Raw genomic sequence first — 22,145 nt, forward strand, 5'->3', positions numbered from 1 at the left:
AACGCGGGAGGGTCACTGCATCGCGCGCATGGCCCATGCCTGGGCCTCCGGCGTCGTTACATGCGCGGAATCGAGCGAATGTCCGAACTGTCGCCGGTGGCCGGATCGTCGTCCGCTTCGGGAAGCGGCGCACCGGGGTCGTAGCGCACCGGCGCGCCGCGCTCGATCCGGTGCGGAAACGGCGGAGGGGCATCGACGTCGTCGCCGAAGCGCGCGCGCACGAACGCGCGCAGCAACGCAGTGCGCGCGTCGGGCGCGCGTGCCGCGCAGGTCGACGGGCCGTCGATGAAGCACGCATCGCATTCGACGCCGTCGCCGCGCCGCGCGATCCGCAGATCGCCGACCCGATCGAGCACCGCCCCCGCGTCGGCCCACGACGCCGACGGCGCGAAATGCGCGTCGAGGCGCCGCAACGCATCGCACGCGGCGGTCACGATCACCTGCGGCTCGACGGCCGTGAAGTACAGCGTGTTTTCGTCGTCCGCGCATAGTGCGCGCGCGCACCAGTAGTCGAGGGCCGTTCCGTCGAGTTCGTCGGTTCGCATGGGCTTGCTCCGTCAGGTTTCGTCGGCGCGGTGCGCGTCGCGCGCGGGCGGCGTGCCGGGCGCGGAGCGCGCACGCATGCGCGCGACGAGCGGGTAATGATCCGACGCGCGCCGGGCCAGCATGCTGCGATGCACGGTCACGTCGACCAGCAACTCGCCCGGATGGATCCAGATCCGGTCGAGCGAGAACATCGGGTACAGCGTCGGGAACGTGCGCGGCGCCGGCGCGCGGCGGAACCGCGTGACCAGCGCCTGCAGCGCGCGGCCGCGCACGAACCATTCGTTGATGTCGCCCATCAGGATCACCGGCATCGCACCGGTGTCGAAAGCGGCGAGCAGCCGCTGCACCTGCGCGCTGCGTTCGTTCGCCGACAGCCCGAGATGGGTCGCGACCACGCGCAGCGTGCCGGCGCCGCAGTCGATGTCCGCATCGAGCGCGCCGCGCGGCTCGCGCGGGTGGAACGACAGGTCGAGCGTGCGCGCGGCGCGGATCGGGCAGCGCGACAGTACCGCGTTGCCGTAGCGGCGCTCCGGCGTGTCGATGGTCGGGCCGGCCACCGCGTGCATGCCGGTCGCGTCGCGCAGGTGCGCGAGCACGTCGGGCGCGCGCGTGCCGCCGAGCGGCACTTCCTGCAGCGCGATCACGTCCGCGTCGAGCTCGTGGATCACCGCCGCGATTCGATCGGCCGCGCGCGCGGGCCACGCACCGTAGCCGCCGCGGATGTTGTACGTCGCGATGCGCAGGTCGCGTCCGCCCGGCGCGGCGGCGGGCGCGCCGTCCGACGTGACGATGTCCGGCGGCGGGGCCGGCTGCCGGCTCAGCGCCATCGTCGCAGCACCCTGACGAGCAGCACCGACACGCCGACCAGCGCGACACCGATCGCCGCGAGCCACGCGAATGCGCCAGGGCCCGGATGGCGGAACGCGGCGGTCAGCTGGTGCGCGAACGTGACCGTCAGCAAGATGCCCGGCAGCATCCCGATCGCGGTGCCGACCAGGAAGTCGCGCAGGCCGATGTGCGAGGCGCCGGCGACCAGGTTCACGATCGTAAACGGCGCGATCGGCAACAGCCGCAGCACGGCCATCGCGACCACGCCGCGCCGGCCGATGTGTTCGCTGAGCCGGTTCGCCCGCGCGCCGGCGAATCGGCGCACCGCGTCGCGCCCGAGCCAGCGGCCGATCCCGTAGGTCGCGGCGGCTGCCGTCAGCGAGCCGACGGCCGCGTAAGCGAAGCCCGGCCACGCACCGAACACGAGCCCCGTCGCGGCGATCAGCAGCGTGATCGGCACCGACAGCGTCGCCGCGACCACGTAGCCGGCCAGCAGCAGGGCGGGCGCGCCCGGCAGTGCCGCGGCGCGGGCCGCCGCCTGCGCAAGCGCCGCGACGTTCAGCGCCTTGCCGAGCGGCGAGAAGCGCCACGCGAACGCGAGCGCGGCGACCAGCAGCACGGCCGCGCCGAGCGCGAGGAAGCGCGCGGTCAGCGGGCGATGCTGCTCGCGCGGCAGGAATTCGCGGACGAACCGGTCCGGCTCGATCGGCTGCTCGGGGTCGAGCCGCGCGCTGACCGGCACCAACGCGTCGAGCTGCGGCGTCACGACCGGGTCGAGCACGCGCAGCGTGCGGCCCGGTTTCGCGCGCAGCCGGTCGAGCGCGGCGTTCGGCCGCTCGCCTTGCGCGAACGCAGCGGCGACCGTGGCCGGCGGCGTGCCGAGATGTTCGGCCAGCAGGCGCTCGCGCAGGCCGGCGATCGCGGCGCGGATGCGCGGCTCGCCCGCCGCGACGAGCGCGATGCAGCATTCGGTGTCGAGCACCATCGACCGGTTGTTCAGGTTCGCGCTGCCGATCACGATGCATTCGTCGTCGACGATCTGGATCTTGCTGTGCACGTTCACGCACGCGTCGCCGAGGCCGTCGACGTGCGGGTACAGCAGCCGGTAGCGGCCGAAGCGGTCGGCGGACTTGAGCGTGTCGTGCAGCCGCGCGCGCAGCACGCCCATCGTCGCTTCCTGCAGCCAGCCGCTCTGCACGCGGGGTGCCACGACCGTCACGTCCGGCCCGTGCGGGTCGGCCAGTCGCGCGGACAACGTTTCGCGCACCACGGCCGCGGTGAAATACTGGTTCTCGATGTACAGGTGGCGCCGCGCGGCGCGAATCGTGTCCTCGACGAGCGCGCGCACCTGTCGCACCGGCTCGCGGTCGCGGTGGCGCGGCGCCGTGTACGCGATGCCGAGCCGCACGTGGCTTACGTCGACGCGCGCGCCGGGCGGCCACGGATCGACGTCTTCGTCGCGCTCGAGATGGCGCTGCGCGCGGATCGCGATCGGACGCCCGCATGCATTGCGCCAGCGCGTGCGCGCCTGCTCGCCGATCGCGGCGGCCGCGTCGCCGTCGAACATCGCCTGCACGTCGTGAAACGGGCCGTACGGCATGCCGCGGGCGTCACGGCGGCGCGGATCGTCGGCCGCGTGCGCGGGCGTATCCCAGCGCTCGCGCGTCAGGTCGAGCCCGCCGACGAACGCGAGCCGGTCGTCGATCACGACGAGTTTCTGGTGATGCGACGCGCCGCGCGGATGGGTGTCGTCGAGGCGGAACCGGATGCCGCGATGCGCGCGCCATGCGGCGCGATAGACGGGCGGCCAGTCGCGCTCCAGCGCGTAGATCATCGCGAAGTCCCACGCGAGCACGTAGATGCGCAGGTTGTGGCGCGCGGCCGCGAGCGCGTGCAGGAACGCGCCGAGCGTGTCGGGCAGCCCGTCGCCGGCGGCGTCGGCCGGCGCGAGGCGCATCCGGCTGTCGACGTCCCAGCCGACGATGAACACCGTATGGCGCGCCCGCCGCAGCGCGGCGCGCAGCGTCGCGAAATACGCGGCGCCGTCCACCAGCATCGCGAAGCGGTCCGCGCTGCGGATCGTGTCGCAGTTGCGTCCGCATTCGAGCAGGCCGTGTCGCACCGGTTCGTCCGTGCGCGAGGGGGCGGCCGCCGCCTCGTCGGGGCCCGCCGTCGCGACGGCGGCGCGCGGCTTGCGGTCCGGCGCGATCATCGGGTGTCGACGTCCAGGCCGCCGTCGATGCGTTGCAGCAGCGCGTCGCAACGTGCGCGCAGCGCCTGCAGTTCCGGCGAACCGGCGTCGAGCCGGACGCGTTCGCCGTGCTCGGGTTCGCCGTACGCGGCCGCGATGTCGTAGATGCGTTGCGCGATCGTCGCGGACGCGTTCGCGATCCGGATCCGGTCGAGCCAGCCGCATTCGGCGTGATGACACGCGAGCCACGCGCGCAGCGCGCCGACCACCTGGCTGGTGGTGAGCCAGGTGCCGCCGCGCATGCGCGCGGCCAGCTGGCTCGACACGAGATAGGAAAGCAGGTCGGTCTGGGTCACGCGAAACTCCTTGACGAGGTGTCGGGACTGCAGGTCCGCACGCCGGCGATGCCTTGCAGGGATTCGCAGATCGCCGCAAATTCCGCGCCGCTCGTGCGCGAGAACGATATCGAGATGTCGTCGGTCTCGGGATCGTCGTCGGACTGCTGGACGATGAACCGCTTCACGCGCACGCGGCCCGCGCCGAGCGTGTCGTGCAGGACGCCGAGCGTCAGGCCGCCGCGCTCGACGACGAGCCGCAGCGTGCGCTGCTGCCGCTGCGCGATGAAGCGGCGCTCGAGCGGCTTCACGCCCGCCAGGATCGCGAGCACGATCGCCGTCGCGCCGATCGACGCGACGTACATGCCGCCGCCGGCGGCGAGGCCGACGCCGGCCACCGCCCACAGGCTCGCGGCCGTCGTCAGCCCGCGCACGACTTCGCCGCGCAGCAGGATCGAGCCGGCGCCGAGAAAGCCGATGCCCGAGACCACCTGGGCCGCGACCCGCGACGGATCGAGCACGACGCCGTATTGCCCGCGCACGTCCTCGAAGCCGAAGGTGGAGACGAGCATCACGAGGGCCGAGCCGACGCACACCAGCATGTGCGTGCGCAAGCCGGCGGCCCAGTTCAGCCGTTCGCGTTCGAGCCCGATCACGCTGCCGAGCAGCGCGGCGAGCAGCAGGCGTCCGACGAGTTCGATATGGCCGATCATCGCGGCCTCCTTGTTGTCTGGCGGACCGGAGCGGTTCGATACCGGGCACGAACGCAAGACACGTGCCGGGGCGGCCGATAGCGGGCACGGCGCGTGCGCGCGGGGCCGACGGCGCGCGCGGCGGCCATGCGGCGCGCATTTTTTGCATCGCCATCGCAGATAAGTACAGGAGGCCAGGATGCAGCATCAACAGGACGCACAGGTTCGCGACCCGTATCGCGGCCACGAGATACGCGTATGGGCGCGGCGCAACGCACGCGGCGCGTGGGACGACGAGGTGCAGGTGTATGTCGACGGTGCCCGCATCGAGCTGGTCGTGCCGGAGCCGGCCGGCTCCGAATGGTCGACGCAGGAGGAGGCGCTGCGCGCGGGCGTCGAGCGCGGGCGTTATCTGATCGACAAGCGGGTCGATGACGATTGATTCGGGGCGAATCGAATCGAATCGATTCGACCGACCCGACCCGACCCGATTCGATCAACAGGGCGCGTGTGCGCGGCTCGGCGCTTTCGTGACTGCATGCCGACGCCGCGCGCGCCGGGCGACGCGTCCTAAATGCCGCGCGCGACCGGATCCGCTAACGCGAACGGTCTATGGCCGTGCCGCGATCTCGTCGAGATGCCACAGCAGATCCGCCGGATCGTCGTACACGCGCAGCGCCCCCGCGCGTTCCAGCTCGTCGCTGCCGTAGCCGCCCGACAGCAGCCCGACGCCCAGCGCGCGGCAGCGGCTAGCGGCGAGCATGTCCCAGATGCTGTCGCCGACCACCACCGTGTGCTCGATCGGCACGTTCAGCTTCGCGGCGGCCGTCAGGAACAGGTCGGGATCCGGCTTCGCGTACTTGACCTGGTCGCGCGTGACGACCACGTTCTTCGCCGGATCGACGCCGAGCGCCTCGAGGTTGATGGCGGCCGTTTCCATCCGCCCGCTGGTCGCGATCGCCCAGCGGATGCCCGCGTTCGACAGCGCGGCCAGCAGCTCGCGCGCGCCCGGCAGCGGCCGGACCTGCGCGCGCAGCCGCTGGTACGCGGCCGCGTGCAGCCGCGCGAGACGCTCGACGCGCTCGGCGTCGATGTCGCCGGCCGTTTCGCGCAGCAGCTGGTTCAGGAACAGGCCGCCGCTCATCCCGATCTTGCGGTGGATGCGCCATACCGACAGCTCGATGCCTTCGGCATCGAGCGCTTCCTTCCACGCGAGCACGTGCTGATAGACGCTGTCGACGAGCGTGCCGTCGAGATCGAACAGAAACGACGTTTCAATGCGCATGTGAATCTCCCGGCCCGATGACGTTCGGGCAAATCGTTCGCGAAATATCCTTCGACGCATTATCGGCGCGCGGCCGTGTCATCGCCATGTCCCGGCGGCGCGGCCCGCCGCGGCATGTCATGTGCCGCTGGTACAATCGCGCCGATGCGCCGGGCCGGCTGCCCGCGCCGCACGCGCCCCCAACCTTCGTCGAATTCCCGTATGGCAACCCCGGACGCCGTCAGTTCCGAACAGTCGTGGTGGGGCGTTCTGGCCCTGGCCCTTGCTGCCTTCATCTTCAATACCACCGAGTTCGTGCCTGTCGCGCTGCTGAGCGCGATCGGCGACAGCCTGCGGATGCAGCCGACCGACGTCGGCCTGATGCTGACGATCTACGCGTGGGCCGTCGCCGTCGTGTCGCTGCCGCTCACGTTCGTCACGCGCCACGTCGAGCGTCGCAAGCTGCTGAGTTGCGCGCTGCTGGTGTTCATCGGCAGCCATGTCGTGACTGGCGTCGCGTGGAATTTCACGGTGCTGATGATCGGCCGGCTCGGCATCGCGTGCGCGCACGCGGTGTTCTGGTCGATCTCCGTTCCGCTGGCCGTGCGGCTCGCGCCGAGCGACCGGAAAAGCCGCGCGCTCAGCCTGCTCGCGATGGGCACGGCGATCGCGATGGTCGCCGGCATTCCGCTCGGGCGCGTGATCGGCGAGGCGCTCGGCTGGCGCGTGACGTTCCTCGTGATCGGCGGCGCGGCGGCCGTCGCGCTGCTGATGCTGCGCATGACGCTGCCGGTGCTGCCGAGCCAGGGCGCCGGATCGCTTTCCAGCATCGGCGCGTTTCTCAGGAAGCCGGCGCTCGTGGCGCTGTATGCGATCACCGTGCTGGTCGTATCCGCGCACTTCACGTCGTACACGTACATCGAGCCGTTCGTGCAGAGCGTCAATCATGCGAGCAGCAGCCGGATTACCTACGTGCTGATCCTGTTCGGCGTGGCCGGCATGCCGGCCGCGCTCTGCTTCAATCGCGTGTTTCCGGAACGGCCGGCCGATTTTTTGCTTGCGTCGATCATCGCGCTGTCGGCCTGTCTGCTGATCCTGTTCCCGAGCGCGCTGAACATCGTCACGCTGTCGGTTCACACGCTGGTGTGGGGCGGGGCGATCGTCTGCTTCGGTCTCGCGATGCAGGCGTGGGTATTGAAGCTGGCGCCCGAGGCGACCGATCTCGCGGTGTCGATCTTTTCCGGGCTGTACAACGTCGGGATCGGTGCCGGTGCGTTGCTCGGCAACCATATCGCCGGGGATTTCGGCCTGCCGTGGATCGGCACGTTCGGCGGCGTGGTCGGGATCTTCTCGGCCGGGATTGCGTGGGCCGCGTTGCGGCTGCATGAGCGGCGGGCGTTGGCGTAGCCGCCGCTGGGCCGGCGGGGGCGGCGATCGTGCCGCCGGCGCGTTGCACTGATCGCTGCAAGCCGCGTCAATGCACAGGATGTTTACCGGCATGCGACGCGGCCGGTCACGACGCCGCGCCCGCTGGACGCCTTCAGCCTCAAACTCGATCGTTGTCCGACTTCAGGCGCGCGTGCTTGGCATGCGTGATTTCGCGTGGCGCCGCACGTGCACGCCGATCTGCCTCCATGCGTTCCCTGATGCTGCGATGCGTGAGCGGAAAATCGCGCGGTTGTGGCGCGCCTCGCTGAAGAGAGCGATTTCGTTGAGATCCTTTCCACGCTGAGGTAATGGGTCGGGGGAGGTTAGCTGTCGGATATATCGTGGAAACTCGAGCAGCGAGGCTCGAGCGCAAGTCAATCAGTCACGTCTGAAATTCGAAATTTGAGTCTCGTTTCGAAGCGTTTGACAATTGTTGACTCGCCAGTGCGAGACGCGCGGTTGTGTTCTGCGAGATGATGTGGTCATCAAATAATCGGTTGTACGCGGGTGTGCGATTTTCGAGTAGACCACAATAATGAACCAAAATAACTATCGGTTGGTGTTCAGCCGCGTGCGCGGCATGCTGATCGCTGTCGAAGAAACCGCCACCGCGTCGGGCAAGGTCGGCGGGGGCGAAGGCCCTGCCGTAGCGCGTGTGTCGCGTGGATTTGCACGATTTGCGTTGCGTCACGCGGCATTTGCCGTACTGGTCGCGGCAGGCGCGACACCCATGTGGGCGAATGCGCAGATTGTCGGCGGCGGTGCGCACGCGCCTTCGGTAGGATTCGGAAAGAAATGAGCAATCTAACTGAAACGCAAAGGGAAGTGTGCGAGCGCTTCAATGCTCCATTTTTCGGCTGCGACATGAATCTAAAGGTCGGCATATCGCGAAATGTAAAAGAGGGAATCCGTCCTTTGAACGGGCTTCGCCTTGAGCCGGATAGCACGACGTGCGGCTGGTACATTTGGGCGGGTGAAGAGTTTTCAGAATCACCGGATTTTTTTGTGCCGCTTCATGCATTGCACCTTTCAGATTGGGCGCCATTGGTAATTCCTTACTTGGGGTTGCCGCCCGGTTGGCGCTTTTTAATTACTGAAGAATATGAAGACGTTTGGGAAGACAGCGATCTTCTTAAAGATTAATAAATTTATTTATTTTAGTGTGTGCGTATGAATAGAATCCCTCCGCGACTGGCGACGTTGTCGCTTGTACTCGCCGTACCGGTTGCGGTCCACGCACAGCAAACGCCGACGCCCGAAGATCGGGCCGCCGCCGCCCGCGCGAACGCGGAACAGAATCGACAAGCGCAGCAGCAACGCGACGCGCAGCAGCGTGACGCGGCGTTGCGCAACCCCTTCCGTCCGGTCGGATGTACCGCGCGCCGAGACGTATCCGCCGTTGCCGAGCGAACAGCCGTGTTTCCGTATCGACCGCTTCGCGCTCGACGTGCCGGATTCACTGCCCGATGCCGCGAAGTCAGCCGGAGCGTCCGCGCTGCCGATGGATCGCTTCGCCTTCGCGCGTGAATGGCTCGGCCACTACGCGGGCCAGTGTGTCGGTAAGCAAGGCGTCGATACGATCGTCAAGGCGTTGTCTCGGGAAATCTTGGCGCGCGGTTACATCACGACGCGCGTAATGCTGCCGGAACAGGATTTGGCAACCGGTACGCTGAAGGTCGCATTGATTCCGGGCATGATTCGGCACGTTCGTTTCGCCGACGAGAAATTGCGCGGCACGTGGAAGACCGCGTTCCCAACCGGTGACGGCGAAGTGCTGAACTTGCGCGACCTCGAACAAGGTCTAGAGCAAATGAAGCGCGTCACCAGTCAGGACGTGTCGATGCAAATCGTCCCCGCTGATCAGCCGGGCGAAAGCGATGTGGTGCTGGACGTGAAGCGCGGCAAGCCGTGGACCGTCGTCGCGTCGATCGACAATTCAGGCACACGCGCAACAGGCAGACTGCAGGGCAATCTGTCGATCGGCATCGACAACCCGCTTGGCTTGAACGACGTGTTCAACGTCGGCGTCAGTCAAGACCTCGAATTCGGCGACAAGCGACTCGGGTCGCACGGCTGGAACGGCTTCTATTCGATTCCGTGGGGCTACTGGACCGCCACGGTTGCGGCGTACACGAACACCTACTATCAACAGATTGCCGGCGTGAACCAGACGTTCGTCGCGAGCGGCAATTCGAAGACGCTGGATTTCAAATTGGCGCGCGTGCTGCTGCGCAGTCAGAACGATGTGTTCGGTGGGTATGTCCGCCTGTCGCGTCGCTTCGGCGAACGCTTCATCGAAGACACGGAAATCACGCAACAACGCCGCAACACAACCGTCATCGAATTCGGCCTGACCGACCGTCACTACTTCGATGGCGCGCAGTTCGACGGCACGCTCGCTTATCGCCAGGGTGTCGGCGGCCTCGGCGCGCGGGACGACATACTCGCGGCCGGTGGTGGCCCGACCTACCGCTACCAGATGGCGGTGGTGGATGCGAATCTGTCGGTGCCGTTTGCGATCGCCAAGCAGCCGTTCCGCTATGTGACGAGCATTCACGGCCAGTACACGGGTAATACGCTGTATTACATCGATGACTTGACCATCGCTAGCCGCTACACGCTGCTTCGGGCATCCGTGGGCGAAGTGGGCCACACTCTATAGTATGGTCAAGGTCGCAAAATCGATCGACGTTCCCGTATGACAACATTAAACCAGTTCACAAATCGAATCGCAGTCGCGCTCGTGGCCTTCTCGGTAGGGATGGCCGCGTGCTCGAAGAGTAATCCGTCGGAGTTGCCTATGACCACCCCCGTGATGCATGACACCCGCCCGTGGTGTATTGGCCGTTTCGTTGTCGATCTTCCCCATGATGCAGAGGTGTACAACCAAGAATATAAGTACATGGGGTACTCGATCGATGTAGCGAAGAACGTAGGTCAACAGGAATTCGTACGGAGAGTAGAGGCGCGCGAGCACGAGCTGAAGACCAAGCTGCGGGTTGATCCGCATAATTCCTTCTCGCCGACGAAGACACCGTGGCTCCATCAGGCGGTACAGCCCAATGACTACTCGCGTCTCTTTGTTTTCGGGCGATACGACGTCCCGCCCGCCGAGCTCTCATACGACGTGGAAGGGTACGCGTGGTCGCACGACACGCAATTCACCTTGAAGAACAAGTTCGGCGATGGCTATGACCAGAGCGCGGTCCAGAATGCGTCCGAGATCCTGCGAAATATTCGTCCGCGTGATGAAGGGGACGTGCCGAACGATGGTGCATTTTGCTTTACCGGCGGCTTGATCGGCGGCAAGCAACTTCCGGCTTTCGATGCCACCGTCGCGGCCGGTCTTGTTCCGGGGCGACCGTCTAATCTGATCGTGAAGCTGCGCGAATCTGTTGCTGCCGATCAGAAGGCGTCGCTGTTGAGCGGGCTTTCGGAATTTGAGGCTCAGCTGAAGCCGTACGCGGGGCACTATAAGGTATTGCGAAAGGGCAAGCGTCAAGTCGCCGGCATTCAAGCCGAGGAAATTCTCGTCGACATCCATGAAGATGGCGTCCAGAAGTACCAGTTCTATCTGTTGGCGGCTGGGGTAGAGGGAGATCCATCAAAACCGCACACCGCCATTCAATTGTTGTTCGGCGCGGAACCTGACGCGGTGAATCCCGCCTCCGTGACGACGTCACCAGTGAACGAGGAACAGGCCGTCCAGGCGTGGGATACGGTCCTGAACAGCTTCCACTATCGTGGTGCCCCGAAGTAAGGAGGACGTGGAGGAATGCCGCGCTATGACATTGTGAAGGGCGATCTGACAACCGTTGGCGGAGTGGTGCAGGGCGGGGATGGGGCAGACCTGATAAACGGTCGCGAGCAAGCCTACGAACATGATCCCGTCTTTTGTCCAGTCTGCAAAACCGTCGGGAAAATCGCGTGCGATGGCCCGCGGATTTCCACCACCGGTCCCGATGGCCGGCAGGCAGCGCTCAGCGACGATCTTTGCATCTGTCTTTGTGCTCCGCCACCACGTCTGGTCGCCTCGCAGACGACGTCGTGTAGCGACACTTAACGTACCGCAAAAGACATGAATCTGATCACTCAACTCCCCGACCGCACCACTCATGACCTGCGGCGGGATTTTGTAGCCATTCAGGCAGTGAGTCTCGCGTCGATATTATCGGAATCCAGCCAGGCTAGACGGACCGTGGCCGGCGGTTGGTAGCGATGAGCGCTGTGGGGCCGGCGCTCGTTATAGAACTGCCGCCAGCGTTCGATGATCACCTTGGCCTCGGCGCGGCTGCGGAGCCATTCGCCGTTTAGCAATTCGTCTCGCAGTTCGCCGTTGAAGCTTTCGACGAATCCGTTTTGCCATGGACTGCCAGGCGCAATGAAGGCCGGACCGATTGCAGCGTCTCGCAGCCAACGCATGACCTTGGCAGCGGTAAATTCGGCGCTGTTGCCCTCGCCGAGTTCGCTGCCGTACTGGCTCAACGTCCCGACTGCGAGCGCTTCGTGCGCCCGTTGAGCGATCCCGCACAGCAGGATTTGGTGGCTCTAGTCACCCGGCGACGCCAGCTCGTGGCCATGCAACTCTCCGAGCGTCAGCGCCTGCGCCTGGCTCGCCCGGTCACGCACCCGAGCATCCAGAGGCTGCTCGAGGCGATCGCTTGTCAGCTTGAGGATGTCGACGCCAAGATGCTCAGTCACATTGAGCGGCACCGCGCCGTCATGTCCGAGCTATTGCAAGACGTGCCTGACATCGGTCGCGTCTCCGCGACGACCATGATTGCCGAATTGCCTGAACTGGGTCATCTCAATCGACGCCAAATCTGTGCTCTGGTCGGCGTGGCACCCTATGCGAAGGATTCTGGCTCCAGCAGGGACCGTAGGCGCATCGCCGGCAGGCGCTTCGAGGTGCGGCGCGCGCTATACATGGCAACCCTCACCGCGACTCGTTTCAACCCGGCCGTTCGCGCTTTCTACGAACGTTTGGTGGCCGCTGGCAAATTTAAGAAGGTGGCCTTGATCGCCTGTATGCGCAAGCTCATCACCCACCTCAATGCCATCGTCCGTTACCACCTAAATGCTCAAAATCCACCCCTCACTGGTTGACATTCAACACGGTTACTCAGGTCACTACGAGGGGCGGTCGTTCCGAGACACATACGTTGACTTCTAACGTATGTGCGTACGCCATATAAATGGGATTTCTCTACAGGACTACGCCAAAGCCGATGGCAGCGAGCTTCCGTCCTCGAATGTTCCGAGAAGCCTGCGCGCTTCTTTCAATAGGCGCTCAATTTGGACGAAAGGTAAATTTTTCTCAAATAGGGAAACCTCCAGCGAATTTTTGGCATCGCTGCGAAATACTTCGGCAACAACCTCTCCATTGTCGTTCAAGAGTTCGAGTCCGAGTCCGTCGCGCAAGACGTCTGATGCCGTTTGAAGTCGAAATTCCCTACTTACATTTCCGGTCATGAGGACTGGTCCTTAAAGTGTCGACGACGTGGGACGTGCCGTCCAACGGCCGCTTCGGGCCGTACATGGAAATTCGCCCATCAGCCCGATTGAAGGTTGGCTACGCAATCGTTGAACGCCTGTGCGAAATGCGGATTGGATAAATCGATACCGACACGCGCTAGCGAAAGCAACAATTGTTCGACGCCTTCAACGACCCTACGATGCGTCCGTTTTCAATGGGATCGCTGAAGCTGGGGAGCGCTTCCGGCAAGTCGGAGTCGATACTTGCGATTCCGTCTTCAACCCTGAGATCGATTCCGAACGGTAGCAAGAACTCTCGAGTCTTGTTCATATCTGGATCTCCACGTCGTCTGCTGCCTCATTGTCGACGATCTCGGGACCCCCGTCGACTGACCGTGGTTGGCCGATTGCGGGCGTGTGCCGATATCAGAGAAAACTTGCGCTGTCGTCGGTTGCGCTCTTGGCCGCTCGGTCCCGTCAAGGAGCTTGCTTGCGATCAGAGTCGCACCTTGCCTTCGGCTTGCCACACGCCGCAAACAGAGAGTTAGTGAGCGTCGAGTGCTTCCTGCCGGAAATTCTTGAGCAAGCCGGGCCACGCGGTTCGCGCAACCCCTCGTGCTCATGCTGACGTCCTTAGGCAACGCGACACCTGAATGCCGCGGCATCGCGCCTCCTGCAGCAGCTACGGCGTGTACTGTCAGCTTCTGATGGATGAGGGGCCTCTGCATCGGGCGTCGATATCCGCGTACCGATGTTTTTCGTTCGTCCGCAGAAGCCGACGCCGAAGCCGAATACCGGACGGCAAACCTCGCGTGTTTCCCCTCAGGAAAACCCTGATCGGCTCAGGCAGCCCACCGGTTTTCAGCCGATTTCCCCCCACCGAAAGCAGCCGCACCGCACCCCGCCCAAGCAACACCCCGGACACGCAAGACCGCGCTCCAGCAAGCCTCCCAGCCCGTACACCTAGCCAAAAAAGGTATGGCGCACCGCAATATTCCGCATCTTCAAGCGATTTTCAATACCTCCCAGGTATCAAAAAGCGAGACCAAAAGTATTGGACGCTCCATTTCCCCGCCGCGTATAAATCCGTCCCATGAACTCCCCACACGCAGCGTGCCCCATGTCCCCAGTCACCATCGAACGCATTGAAACCCGCCTCGTCGACCTGCCGACGATCCGTCCGCACAAGCTGTCGGTCGCCACGATGCGCGGCCAGACGCTGATGCTGGTGAAGGTGACGTGCAGCGACGGCGTGACGGGCCTCGGCGAAGGCACGACGATCGCCGGGATGGCCTACGGCCCGGAAAGCCCGGAGGCGATGAAGCTCGCGATCGACGCGTATCTCGCACCGGCGATCATCGGCAAGGATGCGACGCGCATCCAGACGCTGATGGCGTTCCTCGGCAAGCTCGCGAAGGTCAATCATTTCGCGAAGAGCGCGCTCGAAACCGCGCTGCTCGACGCGCACGGCAAGCGCCTCGGCGTGCCGGTCAGCGAACTGCTCGGCGGCCGCCGGCGCGATCGCCTGCCGGTCGCGTGGACGCTCGCATCGGGCAACACCGCGACCGATATCGCCGAAGCCGAACGGATGCTCGACCTGCGCCGCCACAACGTGTTCAAGCTGAAGATCGGCGCGAAGGCGCTCGACGCGGACATCCGGCACGTGGCCGAGATCAAGCGGGCAGTGGGCGAGCGTGCCTCGGTGCGCGTCGACGTGAACATGGCATGGAGCGAAACGCAGGCCGCGCGCGCGATTCCGGCGCTGGCCGATGCCGGCTGCGAACTGGTCGAGCAGCCGGTCGCGTCGGCCGCGGCGCTCGCACGGCTGATGCGCCGCTTCCCGGTCGCGCTGATGGCCGACGAAATCCTGCAGGGCCCGGACAGCGCGTTCGAGATCGCGAAGCAGCACGGCGCGGACGTGTTCGCGATCAAGATCGAGCAAAGCGGCGGCCTGTTCGCGGCGCAACGCGTCGCGGCGATCGCGGACGCGGCCGGCATCGAGCTGTACGGCGGCACGATGCTCGAAGGCGCGTTCAGCACGGTCGCGTCCGCGCATCTGTTCGCGAGCTTCGCGAACCTGCAGTGGGGCACCGAACTGTTCGGACCGCTACTGATCACCGAAGAGATTCTCGCGACCCCGCTCGACTACAGCGATTTCGAGCTGACCGTGCCGAGCGGCCCGGGCCTCGGCATCGAACTCGACGAAGCGAAGGTCGCGCGCTTCACCCGCGACGGGCTGACGAAAGTCGCCCGCTGACTCGCTAATACCCGCGACAACCCGCTCACGTACCAGGACATCACGATGCTTTTCCACGTACGCATGGACGTCAACCTCCCGGCCGACCTGCCGGCCGCGGTGGCCGACGAGATCAAGACCCGCGAGAAGGCGTACTCGCAGGAGCTGCAACGCAGCGGCAAGTGGCGCCACATCTGGCGCATCGCCGGCGAATACGCGAACTACAGCGTGTTCGACGTGTCGGGCAACGCCGAGCTGCACGAGATCCTGACCGGCCTGCCGCTGTTCCCGTACATGAAGATTTCGGTGACGCCGTTGTGTCGCCACCCGTCGTCGATACACGACGGCGACGTTTGAGCCACGGAGCCGCCGCTTCCGCAACGGCGAGCACCCCGGGTCACCTTTCCCCAAATACACGTGGAGACACCATCATGAGCGTCAAAGTTTTCGAAACCAAGGAAGTGCAGGATCTGCTGAAGGCCGCGTCGAACGCGGGCGCGAACGGCGCGAACGGCGGCGACGCGCGCACGCAGCAGATCGTGCTGCGGCTGCTCGGCGACCTGTTCAAGGCGATCGACGACCTCGACATCACGCCCGACGAAGTGTGGGCCGGCGTGAACTACCTGAACAAGCTCGGCCAGGACGGCGAAGCGGCGCTGCTCGCGGCCGGCCTCGGCCTCGAGAAGTATCTCGACATCCGGATGGACGCCGAGGACGAGGCGATCGGCCTCGACGGCGGCACGCCGCGCACGATCGAAGGCCCGCTGTACGTCGCCGGCGCGCCGGTGCGCGACGGCGTCGCGAAGATCGACCTTGATGCGGACGCAGGCGCGGGCCCGCTCGTGATCCACGGCACCGTGAAGGATCTCGACGGCAAGCCGGTGGCCGGCGCGCTGGTCGAGTGCTGGCACGCGAACTCGCACGGCTTCTATTCGCACTTCGACCCGACCAGCGCGCAGAGCGAGTTCAACCTGCGCGGCGCGGTGAAGACGGGCGCGGACGGCAAGTACGAGTTCCGCACGCTGATGCCGGTCGGCTACGGCTGCCCGCCGCAGGGCGCGACGCAGCAGCTGCTCGACCGCCTCGGCCGCCACGGCAACCGCCCGGCGCACGTGCACTTCTTCGTGACGAGCGACGGCCACCGCAAGCTGACGACCCAGTTCAACATCGACGGCGACCCGCTGATCTGGGACGACTTCGCGTATGCGACCCGCGAGGAGCTGATCCCGCCCGTCACCGGCAAGACCGGCGGCGCCGCGCTCGGGTTGAAGGCCGACGCGTACCAGGACATCGAGTTCAACTTCGTCCTGACGCCGCGCGTCGAGGGCAAGGACAACCAGATCGTCGAACGCCTGCGCGCTTCCGCCACGGCATAACCGCCCGACGGCCCGGCGGCGCGCAGGCGCCGCTGCCGGCCGGGCTCCCGCGAGATTCAATCGATACCGATGCGAGCGTGCTTGCAGGACCCGGCACGCGCACAGGAGGAACCAACATGTCCGCCACGATCGACCCCACCACCGAACTGGACCACCTGCTCGCCACCGCCGTGCAGGACGACAAGGAGGCCGGCATCTTCCGCTGCCGCCGTGACATCTTCACGAACGAGGCGCTGTACGAGCTCGAGATGAAGCACATCTTCGAGCGCAACTGGGTGTACCTCGCGCACGAAAGCCAGATCCCGAACAACAACGATTACTACACGACGTGGATCGGCCGCCAGCCGGTCGTCATCACGCGCGACAAGACCGGCGAGCTGCACGCGGTGATCAATGCATGCGCGCACAAGGGCGCGATGCTGTGCCGCCGCAAGCACGGCAACAAGGGCAGCTTCACGTGCCCGTTCCACGGCTGGACCTTCTCGAACACCGGCAAGCTGCTGAAGGTGAAGGACGAGAAGACGACCGAGTATCCGGTGCAGTTCAACACGCACGGCTCGCACGACCTGAAGAAGGTCGCGCGCTTCCAGAACTATCGCGGCTTCCTGTTCGGCAGCCTCAGCGACGACGTGCTGCCGCTCGAGGACTACCTCGGCGAGGCGCGCGTGATCATCGACCAGATCGTCGACCAGGCGCCGAACGGTCTCGAAGTGCTGCGCGGCAACTCCTCCTACATCTACGAAGGCAACTGGAAGATGCAGATGGAGAACGGCTGCGACGGCTATCACGTGAGCACCGTGCACTGGAACTACGCGGCGACGATGGGCCGCCGCAAGGAGGACGGCACCAAGGCCGTCGACGCGAACAGCTGGAGCAAGTCGGTCGCGGGCGTATACGGATTCGACAACGGCCACATCCTGCTGTGGACGAAGACGATGAACCCCGAAGTGCGGCCCGTGTACCAGCACCGCGACGAGATCAAGGCGCGCGTGGGCGAAGTGCAGGCCGATTTCATCGTGAACCAGACGCGCAACCTGTGCGTGTACCCGAACGTGTTCCTGATGGACCAGTTCAGCACGCAGATCCGCGTGGTGCGCCCACTCGGCGTCGACAAGACCGAAGTCAGCATCTTCTGCTTCGCGCCGAAGGGCGAGAGCGACGCCGACCGCGAGACGCGGATCCGCCAGTACGAGGACTTCTTCAACGTGAGCGGCATGGGCACGGCCGACGACCTCGAGGAGTTCCGCGCGTGCCAGGCCGGCTACGCGGGCATCACGGCGATGTGGAACGACCTGTCGCGCGGCGCGCCGCTGTGGATCCACGGGCCGGACGAGAACGCGAAACGGATGGGGCTGAACCCGCGCATGTCGGGCGAGCGCAGCGAGGACGAAGGGCTGTTCGTGTGCCAGCACGAACACTGGGTGCACGTGATGCGCGATGCACTGAAGCAGGAACGCGGGGAGGTGGAAGCATGAACATCGATTACCGGACCATCTGCGCGGCGCTGTATCGCGAAGCGCGCCTGCTCGACGACCGCGAGTGGGACGCGTGGCTCACCTGCTACACGGAAGACGTCACGTACTGGATGCCCGCGTGGGACGACGACGACCGGCCGACCGACGATCCGCACAGCCAGATCTCGCTGATGTACTACGCGGATCGCGGCGGCCTCGAGGATCGCGTGTTCCGGATCAAGACCGAGCGCAGCGGCGCGTCGACGCCCGAGCCGCGCACCAGCCACAACGTGACGAACGTCGAGGTGCTGGCCGAGCGCGACGGCGAGGTGGACGTGCGCTACAACTTCCACACGCTGAACCACCGCTACCGCGTGACCGATCATTTCTTCGGCACGATGTTCGTCACGTTGCGCCAGGTGGGCGACGCGCTGCTGATCTCGAACAAGAAGATCGTGCTGAAGAACGACTACATCCGGCAGGTGCTCGACGTGTACCACGTCTGACGCCGATTGTTTCGACCAGTAACACAGGGAGACGAGGTCATGTCCACCTACAAGATTGCACTGAACTTCGAGGACGGGGTCACCCGCTTCATCGACTGCAAGGCCGGCGAGAAGGTGCTCGACGCCGCGTTCCGCGCGAAGATCAACCTTCCGATGGACTGCTCCGACGGCGTGTGCGGCACCTGCAAGTGCCGCGCCGAAAGCGGCAGCTACGACCTCGGCGACGACTACATCGACGACGCGCTCACCGAGGACGAGAAGGACGGCGGCCTCGTGCTGACGTGCCAGATGGTGCCGGAGAGCGACTGCGTGATCGCGGTGCCGAGCTCGTCGGTCGCGTGCAAGACCGGCCACAGCGCGTTCGCCGCGACCGTGACGAAGGTCGACCAGCACAACGACGCGGCGATTGTGCTCGAACTCGACGTCGACGCGGCCGCACCGGTGTTCCTGCCGGGCCAGTACGTGAACATCGGCGTGCCGGGCAGCGGCCAGCACCGCTCGTACTCGTTCTCGTCCGCGCCGGGCGACACGAAGGTCGGATTCCTGATCAAGAAGATTCCGGGCGGCGTGATGAGCACGTGGCTCGAATCGGCCAAACCGGGCGACACGCTCGAACTGAACGGGCCGCTCGGCAGCTTCTACCTGCGCGACGTCGCTCGGCCGCTGCTGTTCCTCGCGGGCGGCACGGGTCTCGCGCCGTTCCTGTCGATGCTCGAGGTGCTCGCGCGCAGCGGTTCGCAGCAGAAGGTGCACCTGATCTACGGCGTGACGCGCGATCTCGACCTCGTGCTGGTCGACGCGATCGAAGCGTATGCGGCGAAGCTGCCGAACTTCAGCTTTGCGACGGTCGTCGCCGATGCGGCGTCGAGCCACGAACGCAAGGGCTGGGTCACGCAGCACATTCCGGCCGATGCGCTGAACGACGGCGACGTGGACGTCTATCTGTGCGGCCCGCCGCCGATGGTCGACGCGGTGCGCCAGTACTTCGACGATCAAGGCGTGAAGCCCAACAGCTTCCACTACGAGAAGTTCACCCCGAACGTGACGGCAAAGGCGGCATGACCATGCAACGATTCTCCGGAAAGGTCGTCGTCGTCACCGGCGCGGCGCAGGGCATCGGCCGCGGCGTCGCGCTGCGCGCGGCGGCCGAGGGCGGCCAGGTGCTGTTCGTCGACCGCGCGGACTTCGTGGCCGAGGTGGCCGCCGAAGCACCTGGCGGCAACACGGCCGGCTTCATCGCCGATCTCGAGACCTACGACGGCGCGCGCGCGGCGATGGCGTGCGCGGTCGCGACGTTCGGCCGGATCGACGTGCTGATCAACGGCGTCGGCGGCGCGATCCGGATGCGGCCGTTCGCCGAGTTCGAGCCCGAGCAGATCGACGCGGAGATCCGCCGCTCGCTGATGCCGACGCTCTACAGCTGCCACGCGGTGCTGCCGCACTTGCTGGCCGCGGGCGGCGGCACGATCGTCAACGTATCGTCGAACGCGACGCGTGGGATTCGCCGCGTGCCGTATTCGGCGGCGAAAGGCGGCGTCAATGCGCTGACAGCGGCGCTCGCGATGGAATACGCGGAGCACAACGTCCGCGTGGTCGCGACCGCGCCGGGCGGCACCACGGCGCCGCCGCGCCGCGTGCCGCGCAATGCGGCCGGCGACAACGCGCAGGAGCAGGCGTGGATGGCCGAAGCGGTGCGGCAGGTGACCGATTCGACGTTCTTCAAACGCTACGGCAGCCTCGACGAGCAGATCGCGCCGATCCTGTTCCTCGCGTCGGACGAGGCGAGCTACATCACCGGCACGGTGCTGCCGGTCGCGGGTGGCGATACGGGTTGAGCGGCGCGCTTCTTCCGACACGTGCGCGCCGCAGTCCGGCATGCGCGCGAACGACCATCCAGCAACCATCCAACAACCGGCCGGCGCCGACACGCCGGCCCCGGAGACACTCATGCCCAAACGCGAAGCGATCATCCCCGCCGGAATGGAAGCCGTGTACGAAAAAATCGGCTACGCGCCGGCGGTCAAGGTCGGAGATACCGTCTATGTATCCGGCCAGATCGGCCGCGATGCCGCGATGCAGCTCGTCGAAGGCCGCGAGGCGCAAATCGTGCAGGCGTTCGAGAACCTGAAGCGGGTGCTCGAGGCGGCCGGCGCATCGCTCGACGACGTGGTCGACCTGACGACCTTCCACACCGACATGCGCGACCTGCCGCTGTTCATGGAGGTACGCGACCGCTATCTGCATGCGCATCCGCGGCCCGCGTGGACCGCGGTCGGCGCGCACATGCTCGGCGGCTCGCCCGGTTACATCGTCGAGATCAAGGCCGTCGCGGTGCAGGCGAACTGATACGCGACCCCTTCACGCCGTAATTCAAAAACGATAAACGGATCGCCCCGCAACGACGGGTCGATCCTGGAGACGCTTTCATGACTGCTGCTTCCGTTCGCTCGATTCCCGCGCTGATCGACGACGCGCCGCTCGGCGCGTTGCAGATTCGCGTACTCGCGCTGTGCGTGCTGATCGCGCTGCTCGACGGCTTCGACACGCAGGCGATCGCGTTTACCGGCCCGGCGATCCTCGCGTCGTTCCAGCTGCCGGCGGGCGCGCTCGCCCCGATCCTGACCGCCGGGATCGTCGGCATGACGATCGGCGCGATGACGCTCGGCCTCGTCGGCGACCGCATCGGCCGCCGGCCGGCGATCATGATCGGCCTTGCTCTGTTCGGCAGCGCGACGCTCGCCACGGCGTGGGCCGGTGACCCGCGCCACATCCTCGCGCTGCGCTTCGTCGCGGGGCTCGGGATGGGCGGCTGCACGCCGGTGCTGCTCGCGCTCGCGGCCGAATACTGTCCGGCCCGGCTGCGCGGCGCGGTGATGACGGGCGTGCTGCTCGGCCTGCCCGCCGGCGCGATGCTCGGCGGGCTGCTCGCCGCGCGCATGCTGCCGGTGATCGGCTGGCCGAGGATCTTCGTCGTGGGCGGCGCGGCGCCGCTCGCGGTGCTCGGCCTCGTCACGCTGCTGCTGCCGGAGTCGCTGTTTTATCTGGCGTCGCGTGACGACGCACGCGCGCAGCAGCGGGTGCGGGCGACGCTGTCGAAGATCGTCGCACAGGCGCTGCCGTCCGACGCGCGCCTGTCCGTGCCCGAAGAGGCGACGACGAAAGCGAGCGTCGCCGCGCTGTTCCGCGACGGCCACGCGGGCAACACGCTCGGCATCTGGGCGATCTACCTGCTGAACTGGATCGCATGGTTCATGCTGCTGTCGTGGCTGCCGACGGTGCTGAAGGCGGCCGGCCTGACCGCGCAGCAGGCGCCGGTCGGCACCGTGATCGTCAATGCGGTGTTCATCGTCTGCGCGATCCCGCTGTCGATCGTGCTGCCGCGCGTGAATACGCGCAACCTGCTCGGCGCGATGTTCGCGTCCGGCATCGCGATCGCGCTCGCCCTCGGCTACGCCGGCACGAACTGGGCGCTGGTGTTCGCGCTCGTCGGCGCGGCCGGGTTCGGCATCGGCGGGCAGCAGATCGCGCTGAACTACCTGATCGTCGGCGCGTATCCGACCGCGCTGCGCGCGACCGCGACCGGCTGGGCGATCGGGATGGGCCGCGCGGGCGCGATCGCCGGCTCGGCCGTCGGCGGCACGTTCCTGGCGTGGGGCGGGCCGTCCGGATTCTTCCTCGCGCTGGCCGTGCCGCTCGCGGGCGCCGCGCTTGCCACGCTCTGCCTGCGCCCGGGCCGGTCCGACGTCGAAGCGGCGCCGGCGATGCCGCACTGAGCGCGTGAACCGGCCGGTCCGGTTCGTACGGTTCGATTAGT

At 66.2% G+C, this 22,145-nt stretch carries 21 protein-coding genes and 4 pseudogenes; 17 read left to right on the forward strand and 8 right to left on the reverse strand.

The window, feature by feature from the left end; genetic code table 11:
* Positions 1 to 56: 56 nt before the first annotated feature.
* The 5 genes from U4Z31_RS05155 to U4Z31_RS05175 are packed head-to-tail and all read right to left on the reverse strand — an operon-like array spanning position 57 to position 4,613.
* Positions 57 to 545: a phage protein NinX family protein gene (locus U4Z31_RS05155; RefSeq protein WP_321809639.1), complete on the reverse strand. Its 489-nt coding sequence runs from the start codon at positions 543 to 545 to the stop codon at positions 57 to 59.
* Between the two features lie 12 nt (positions 546 to 557).
* The gene (locus U4Z31_RS05160; RefSeq protein ID WP_321797399.1) at positions 558 to 1,373 is read right to left on the reverse strand and encodes an endonuclease/exonuclease/phosphatase family protein; all 816 of its coding nucleotides are present in this window, start codon (positions 1,371 to 1,373) and stop codon (positions 558 to 560) included.
* On the reverse strand, positions 1,364 to 3,586 hold the full coding sequence (locus tag U4Z31_RS05165) for a VTT domain-containing protein (RefSeq protein ID WP_321809640.1): 2,223 nt from the start codon (positions 3,584 to 3,586) through the stop codon (positions 1,364 to 1,366). The genes U4Z31_RS05160 and U4Z31_RS05165 overlap by 10 nt, the downstream gene beginning before the upstream one ends.
* Complete coding sequence (locus tag U4Z31_RS05170) at positions 3,583 to 3,921, reverse strand: hypothetical protein (protein WP_321809641.1); 339 nt, start codon at positions 3,919 to 3,921, stop codon at positions 3,583 to 3,585. Before U4Z31_RS05170 ends, U4Z31_RS05165 begins: the two co-directional genes overlap by 4 nt.
* On the reverse strand, positions 3,918 to 4,613 hold the full coding sequence (locus U4Z31_RS05175; RefSeq protein ID WP_124528698.1) for an MgtC/SapB family protein: 696 nt from the start codon (positions 4,611 to 4,613) through the stop codon (positions 3,918 to 3,920). The genes U4Z31_RS05170 and U4Z31_RS05175 overlap by 4 nt, the downstream gene beginning before the upstream one ends.
* 178 nt (positions 4,614 to 4,791) lie before the next feature.
* Between U4Z31_RS05175 and U4Z31_RS05180 the strand changes: the two genes are divergently transcribed.
* A complete protein-coding gene (locus tag U4Z31_RS05180) occupies positions 4,792 to 5,034 on the forward strand; it encodes a DUF6566 family protein (RefSeq protein ID WP_321809642.1) in 243 nt (80 codons plus the stop codon).
* 168 nt (positions 5,035 to 5,202) lie between these two features.
* Here U4Z31_RS05180 and U4Z31_RS05185 read toward each other — a convergent pair whose 3' ends face one another.
* Positions 5,203 to 5,877 (reverse strand): HAD family hydrolase, encoded by a 675-nt coding sequence (locus U4Z31_RS05185; protein WP_044843419.1) that lies wholly within the window; start codon positions 5,875 to 5,877, stop codon positions 5,203 to 5,205.
* Positions 5,878 to 6,078: 201 nt separating this feature from the next.
* Here U4Z31_RS05185 and U4Z31_RS05190 point away from each other — a divergent pair, with 201 nt between their 5' ends.
* From U4Z31_RS05190 to U4Z31_RS05215, 6 genes and pseudogenes are all read left to right on the forward strand, one after another.
* Positions 6,079 to 7,263, forward strand: a complete 1,185-nt coding sequence (locus tag U4Z31_RS05190) for a sugar transporter (RefSeq protein ID WP_321809643.1) — start codon at positions 6,079 to 6,081, stop codon at positions 7,261 to 7,263.
* 556 nt (positions 7,264 to 7,819) lie between these two features.
* Positions 7,820 to 8,065 (forward strand): annotated as a pseudogene (locus tag U4Z31_RS05195) (ESPR-type extended signal peptide-containing protein); the annotation flags it as partial.
* A gap of 14 nt (positions 8,066 to 8,079) precedes the next feature.
* Entirely contained in the window at positions 8,080 to 8,427 is a 348-nt protein-coding gene (locus U4Z31_RS05200) for a hypothetical protein (RefSeq protein ID WP_321809645.1), read from the forward strand.
* A gap of 27 nt (positions 8,428 to 8,454) precedes the next feature.
* A pseudogene (locus tag U4Z31_RS05205) lies at positions 8,455 to 9,907 on the forward strand (ShlB/FhaC/HecB family hemolysin secretion/activation protein); the annotation flags it as partial.
* Positions 9,908 to 10,084: 177 nt separating this feature from the next.
* Positions 10,085 to 11,044 (forward strand): T6SS immunity protein Tli4 family protein, encoded by a 960-nt coding sequence (locus U4Z31_RS05210; protein ID WP_321809646.1) that lies wholly within the window; start codon positions 10,085 to 10,087, stop codon positions 11,042 to 11,044.
* A gap of 15 nt (positions 11,045 to 11,059) precedes the next feature.
* Positions 11,060 to 11,347, forward strand: coding sequence for a PAAR domain-containing protein (locus tag U4Z31_RS05215; protein ID WP_080957741.1), 288 nt, complete (start codon positions 11,060 to 11,062; stop codon positions 11,345 to 11,347).
* Between the two features lie 80 nt (positions 11,348 to 11,427).
* Here the strand turns inward: U4Z31_RS05215 and U4Z31_RS05220 are convergent.
* A pseudogene (locus U4Z31_RS05220) lies at positions 11,428 to 11,736 on the reverse strand (integrase core domain-containing protein); the annotation flags it as partial.
* On the opposite strand from U4Z31_RS05220, the pseudogene U4Z31_RS05225 reads away from it, so the two are divergent.
* Positions 11,731 to 12,390 (forward strand): annotated as a pseudogene (locus U4Z31_RS05225) (transposase); the annotation flags it as partial. The pseudogenes U4Z31_RS05220 and U4Z31_RS05225 sit on opposite strands and share 6 nt — an antisense overlap.
* A 108-nt stretch (positions 12,391 to 12,498) precedes the next feature.
* Here the strand turns inward: U4Z31_RS05225 and U4Z31_RS05230 are convergent.
* On the reverse strand, positions 12,499 to 12,756 hold the full coding sequence (locus U4Z31_RS05230) for a hypothetical protein (RefSeq protein ID WP_082088430.1): 258 nt from the start codon (positions 12,754 to 12,756) through the stop codon (positions 12,499 to 12,501).
* A 1,123-nt stretch (positions 12,757 to 13,879) separates the two neighbouring features.
* Here U4Z31_RS05230 and U4Z31_RS05235 point away from each other — a divergent pair.
* The 9 genes from U4Z31_RS05235 to U4Z31_RS05275 all read left to right on the forward strand — a co-directional run bounded on the left by U4Z31_RS05235 (position 13,880) and on the right by U4Z31_RS05275 (position 22,104).
* On the forward strand, positions 13,880 to 15,016 hold the full coding sequence (locus tag U4Z31_RS05235) for a muconate/chloromuconate family cycloisomerase (protein WP_321809647.1): 1,137 nt from the start codon (positions 13,880 to 13,882) through the stop codon (positions 15,014 to 15,016).
* Between the two features lie 45 nt (positions 15,017 to 15,061).
* Complete coding sequence (catC, locus tag U4Z31_RS05240) at positions 15,062 to 15,352, forward strand: muconolactone Delta-isomerase (RefSeq protein WP_044843427.1); 291 nt, start codon at positions 15,062 to 15,064, stop codon at positions 15,350 to 15,352.
* Positions 15,353 to 15,426: 74 nt separating this feature from the next.
* On the forward strand, positions 15,427 to 16,371 hold the full coding sequence (gene catA, locus U4Z31_RS05245; RefSeq protein WP_321809648.1) for a catechol 1,2-dioxygenase: 945 nt from the start codon (positions 15,427 to 15,429) through the stop codon (positions 16,369 to 16,371).
* A 116-nt stretch (positions 16,372 to 16,487) separates the two neighbouring features.
* Positions 16,488 to 17,846: a Rieske 2Fe-2S domain-containing protein gene (locus tag U4Z31_RS05250; protein WP_321809649.1), complete on the forward strand. Its 1,359-nt coding sequence runs from the start codon at positions 16,488 to 16,490 to the stop codon at positions 17,844 to 17,846.
* The gene (gene benB / locus U4Z31_RS05255; RefSeq protein WP_044843430.1) at positions 17,843 to 18,331 is read left to right on the forward strand and encodes a benzoate 1,2-dioxygenase small subunit; all 489 of its coding nucleotides are present in this window, start codon (positions 17,843 to 17,845) and stop codon (positions 18,329 to 18,331) included. The genes U4Z31_RS05250 and benB overlap by 4 nt, the downstream gene beginning before the upstream one ends.
* 39 nt (positions 18,332 to 18,370) lie before the next feature.
* Positions 18,371 to 19,393: a benzoate 1,2-dioxygenase electron transfer component BenC gene (benC, locus tag U4Z31_RS05260; RefSeq protein WP_321809650.1), complete on the forward strand. Its 1,023-nt coding sequence runs from the start codon at positions 18,371 to 18,373 to the stop codon at positions 19,391 to 19,393.
* Positions 19,390 to 20,166, forward strand: coding sequence for a benzoate diol dehydrogenase BenD (gene benD / locus U4Z31_RS05265; RefSeq protein ID WP_124521064.1), 777 nt, complete (start codon positions 19,390 to 19,392; stop codon positions 20,164 to 20,166). Before benC ends, benD begins: the two co-directional genes overlap by 4 nt.
* Positions 20,167 to 20,278: 112 nt before the next feature.
* Positions 20,279 to 20,677, forward strand: a complete 399-nt coding sequence (locus tag U4Z31_RS05270; RefSeq protein ID WP_321809651.1) for a RidA family protein — start codon at positions 20,279 to 20,281, stop codon at positions 20,675 to 20,677.
* 80 nt (positions 20,678 to 20,757) lie between these two features.
* Complete coding sequence (locus U4Z31_RS05275; RefSeq protein WP_321809652.1) at positions 20,758 to 22,104, forward strand: MFS transporter; 1,347 nt, start codon at positions 20,758 to 20,760, stop codon at positions 22,102 to 22,104.
* Positions 22,105 to 22,145 lie beyond the last annotated feature (41 nt).

Origin of the sequence: Burkholderia sp. BCC1985 (assembly GCF_905339915.1) — a bacterium.
Taxonomy (GTDB): Bacteria; Pseudomonadota; Gammaproteobacteria; order Burkholderiales; family Burkholderiaceae; genus Burkholderia.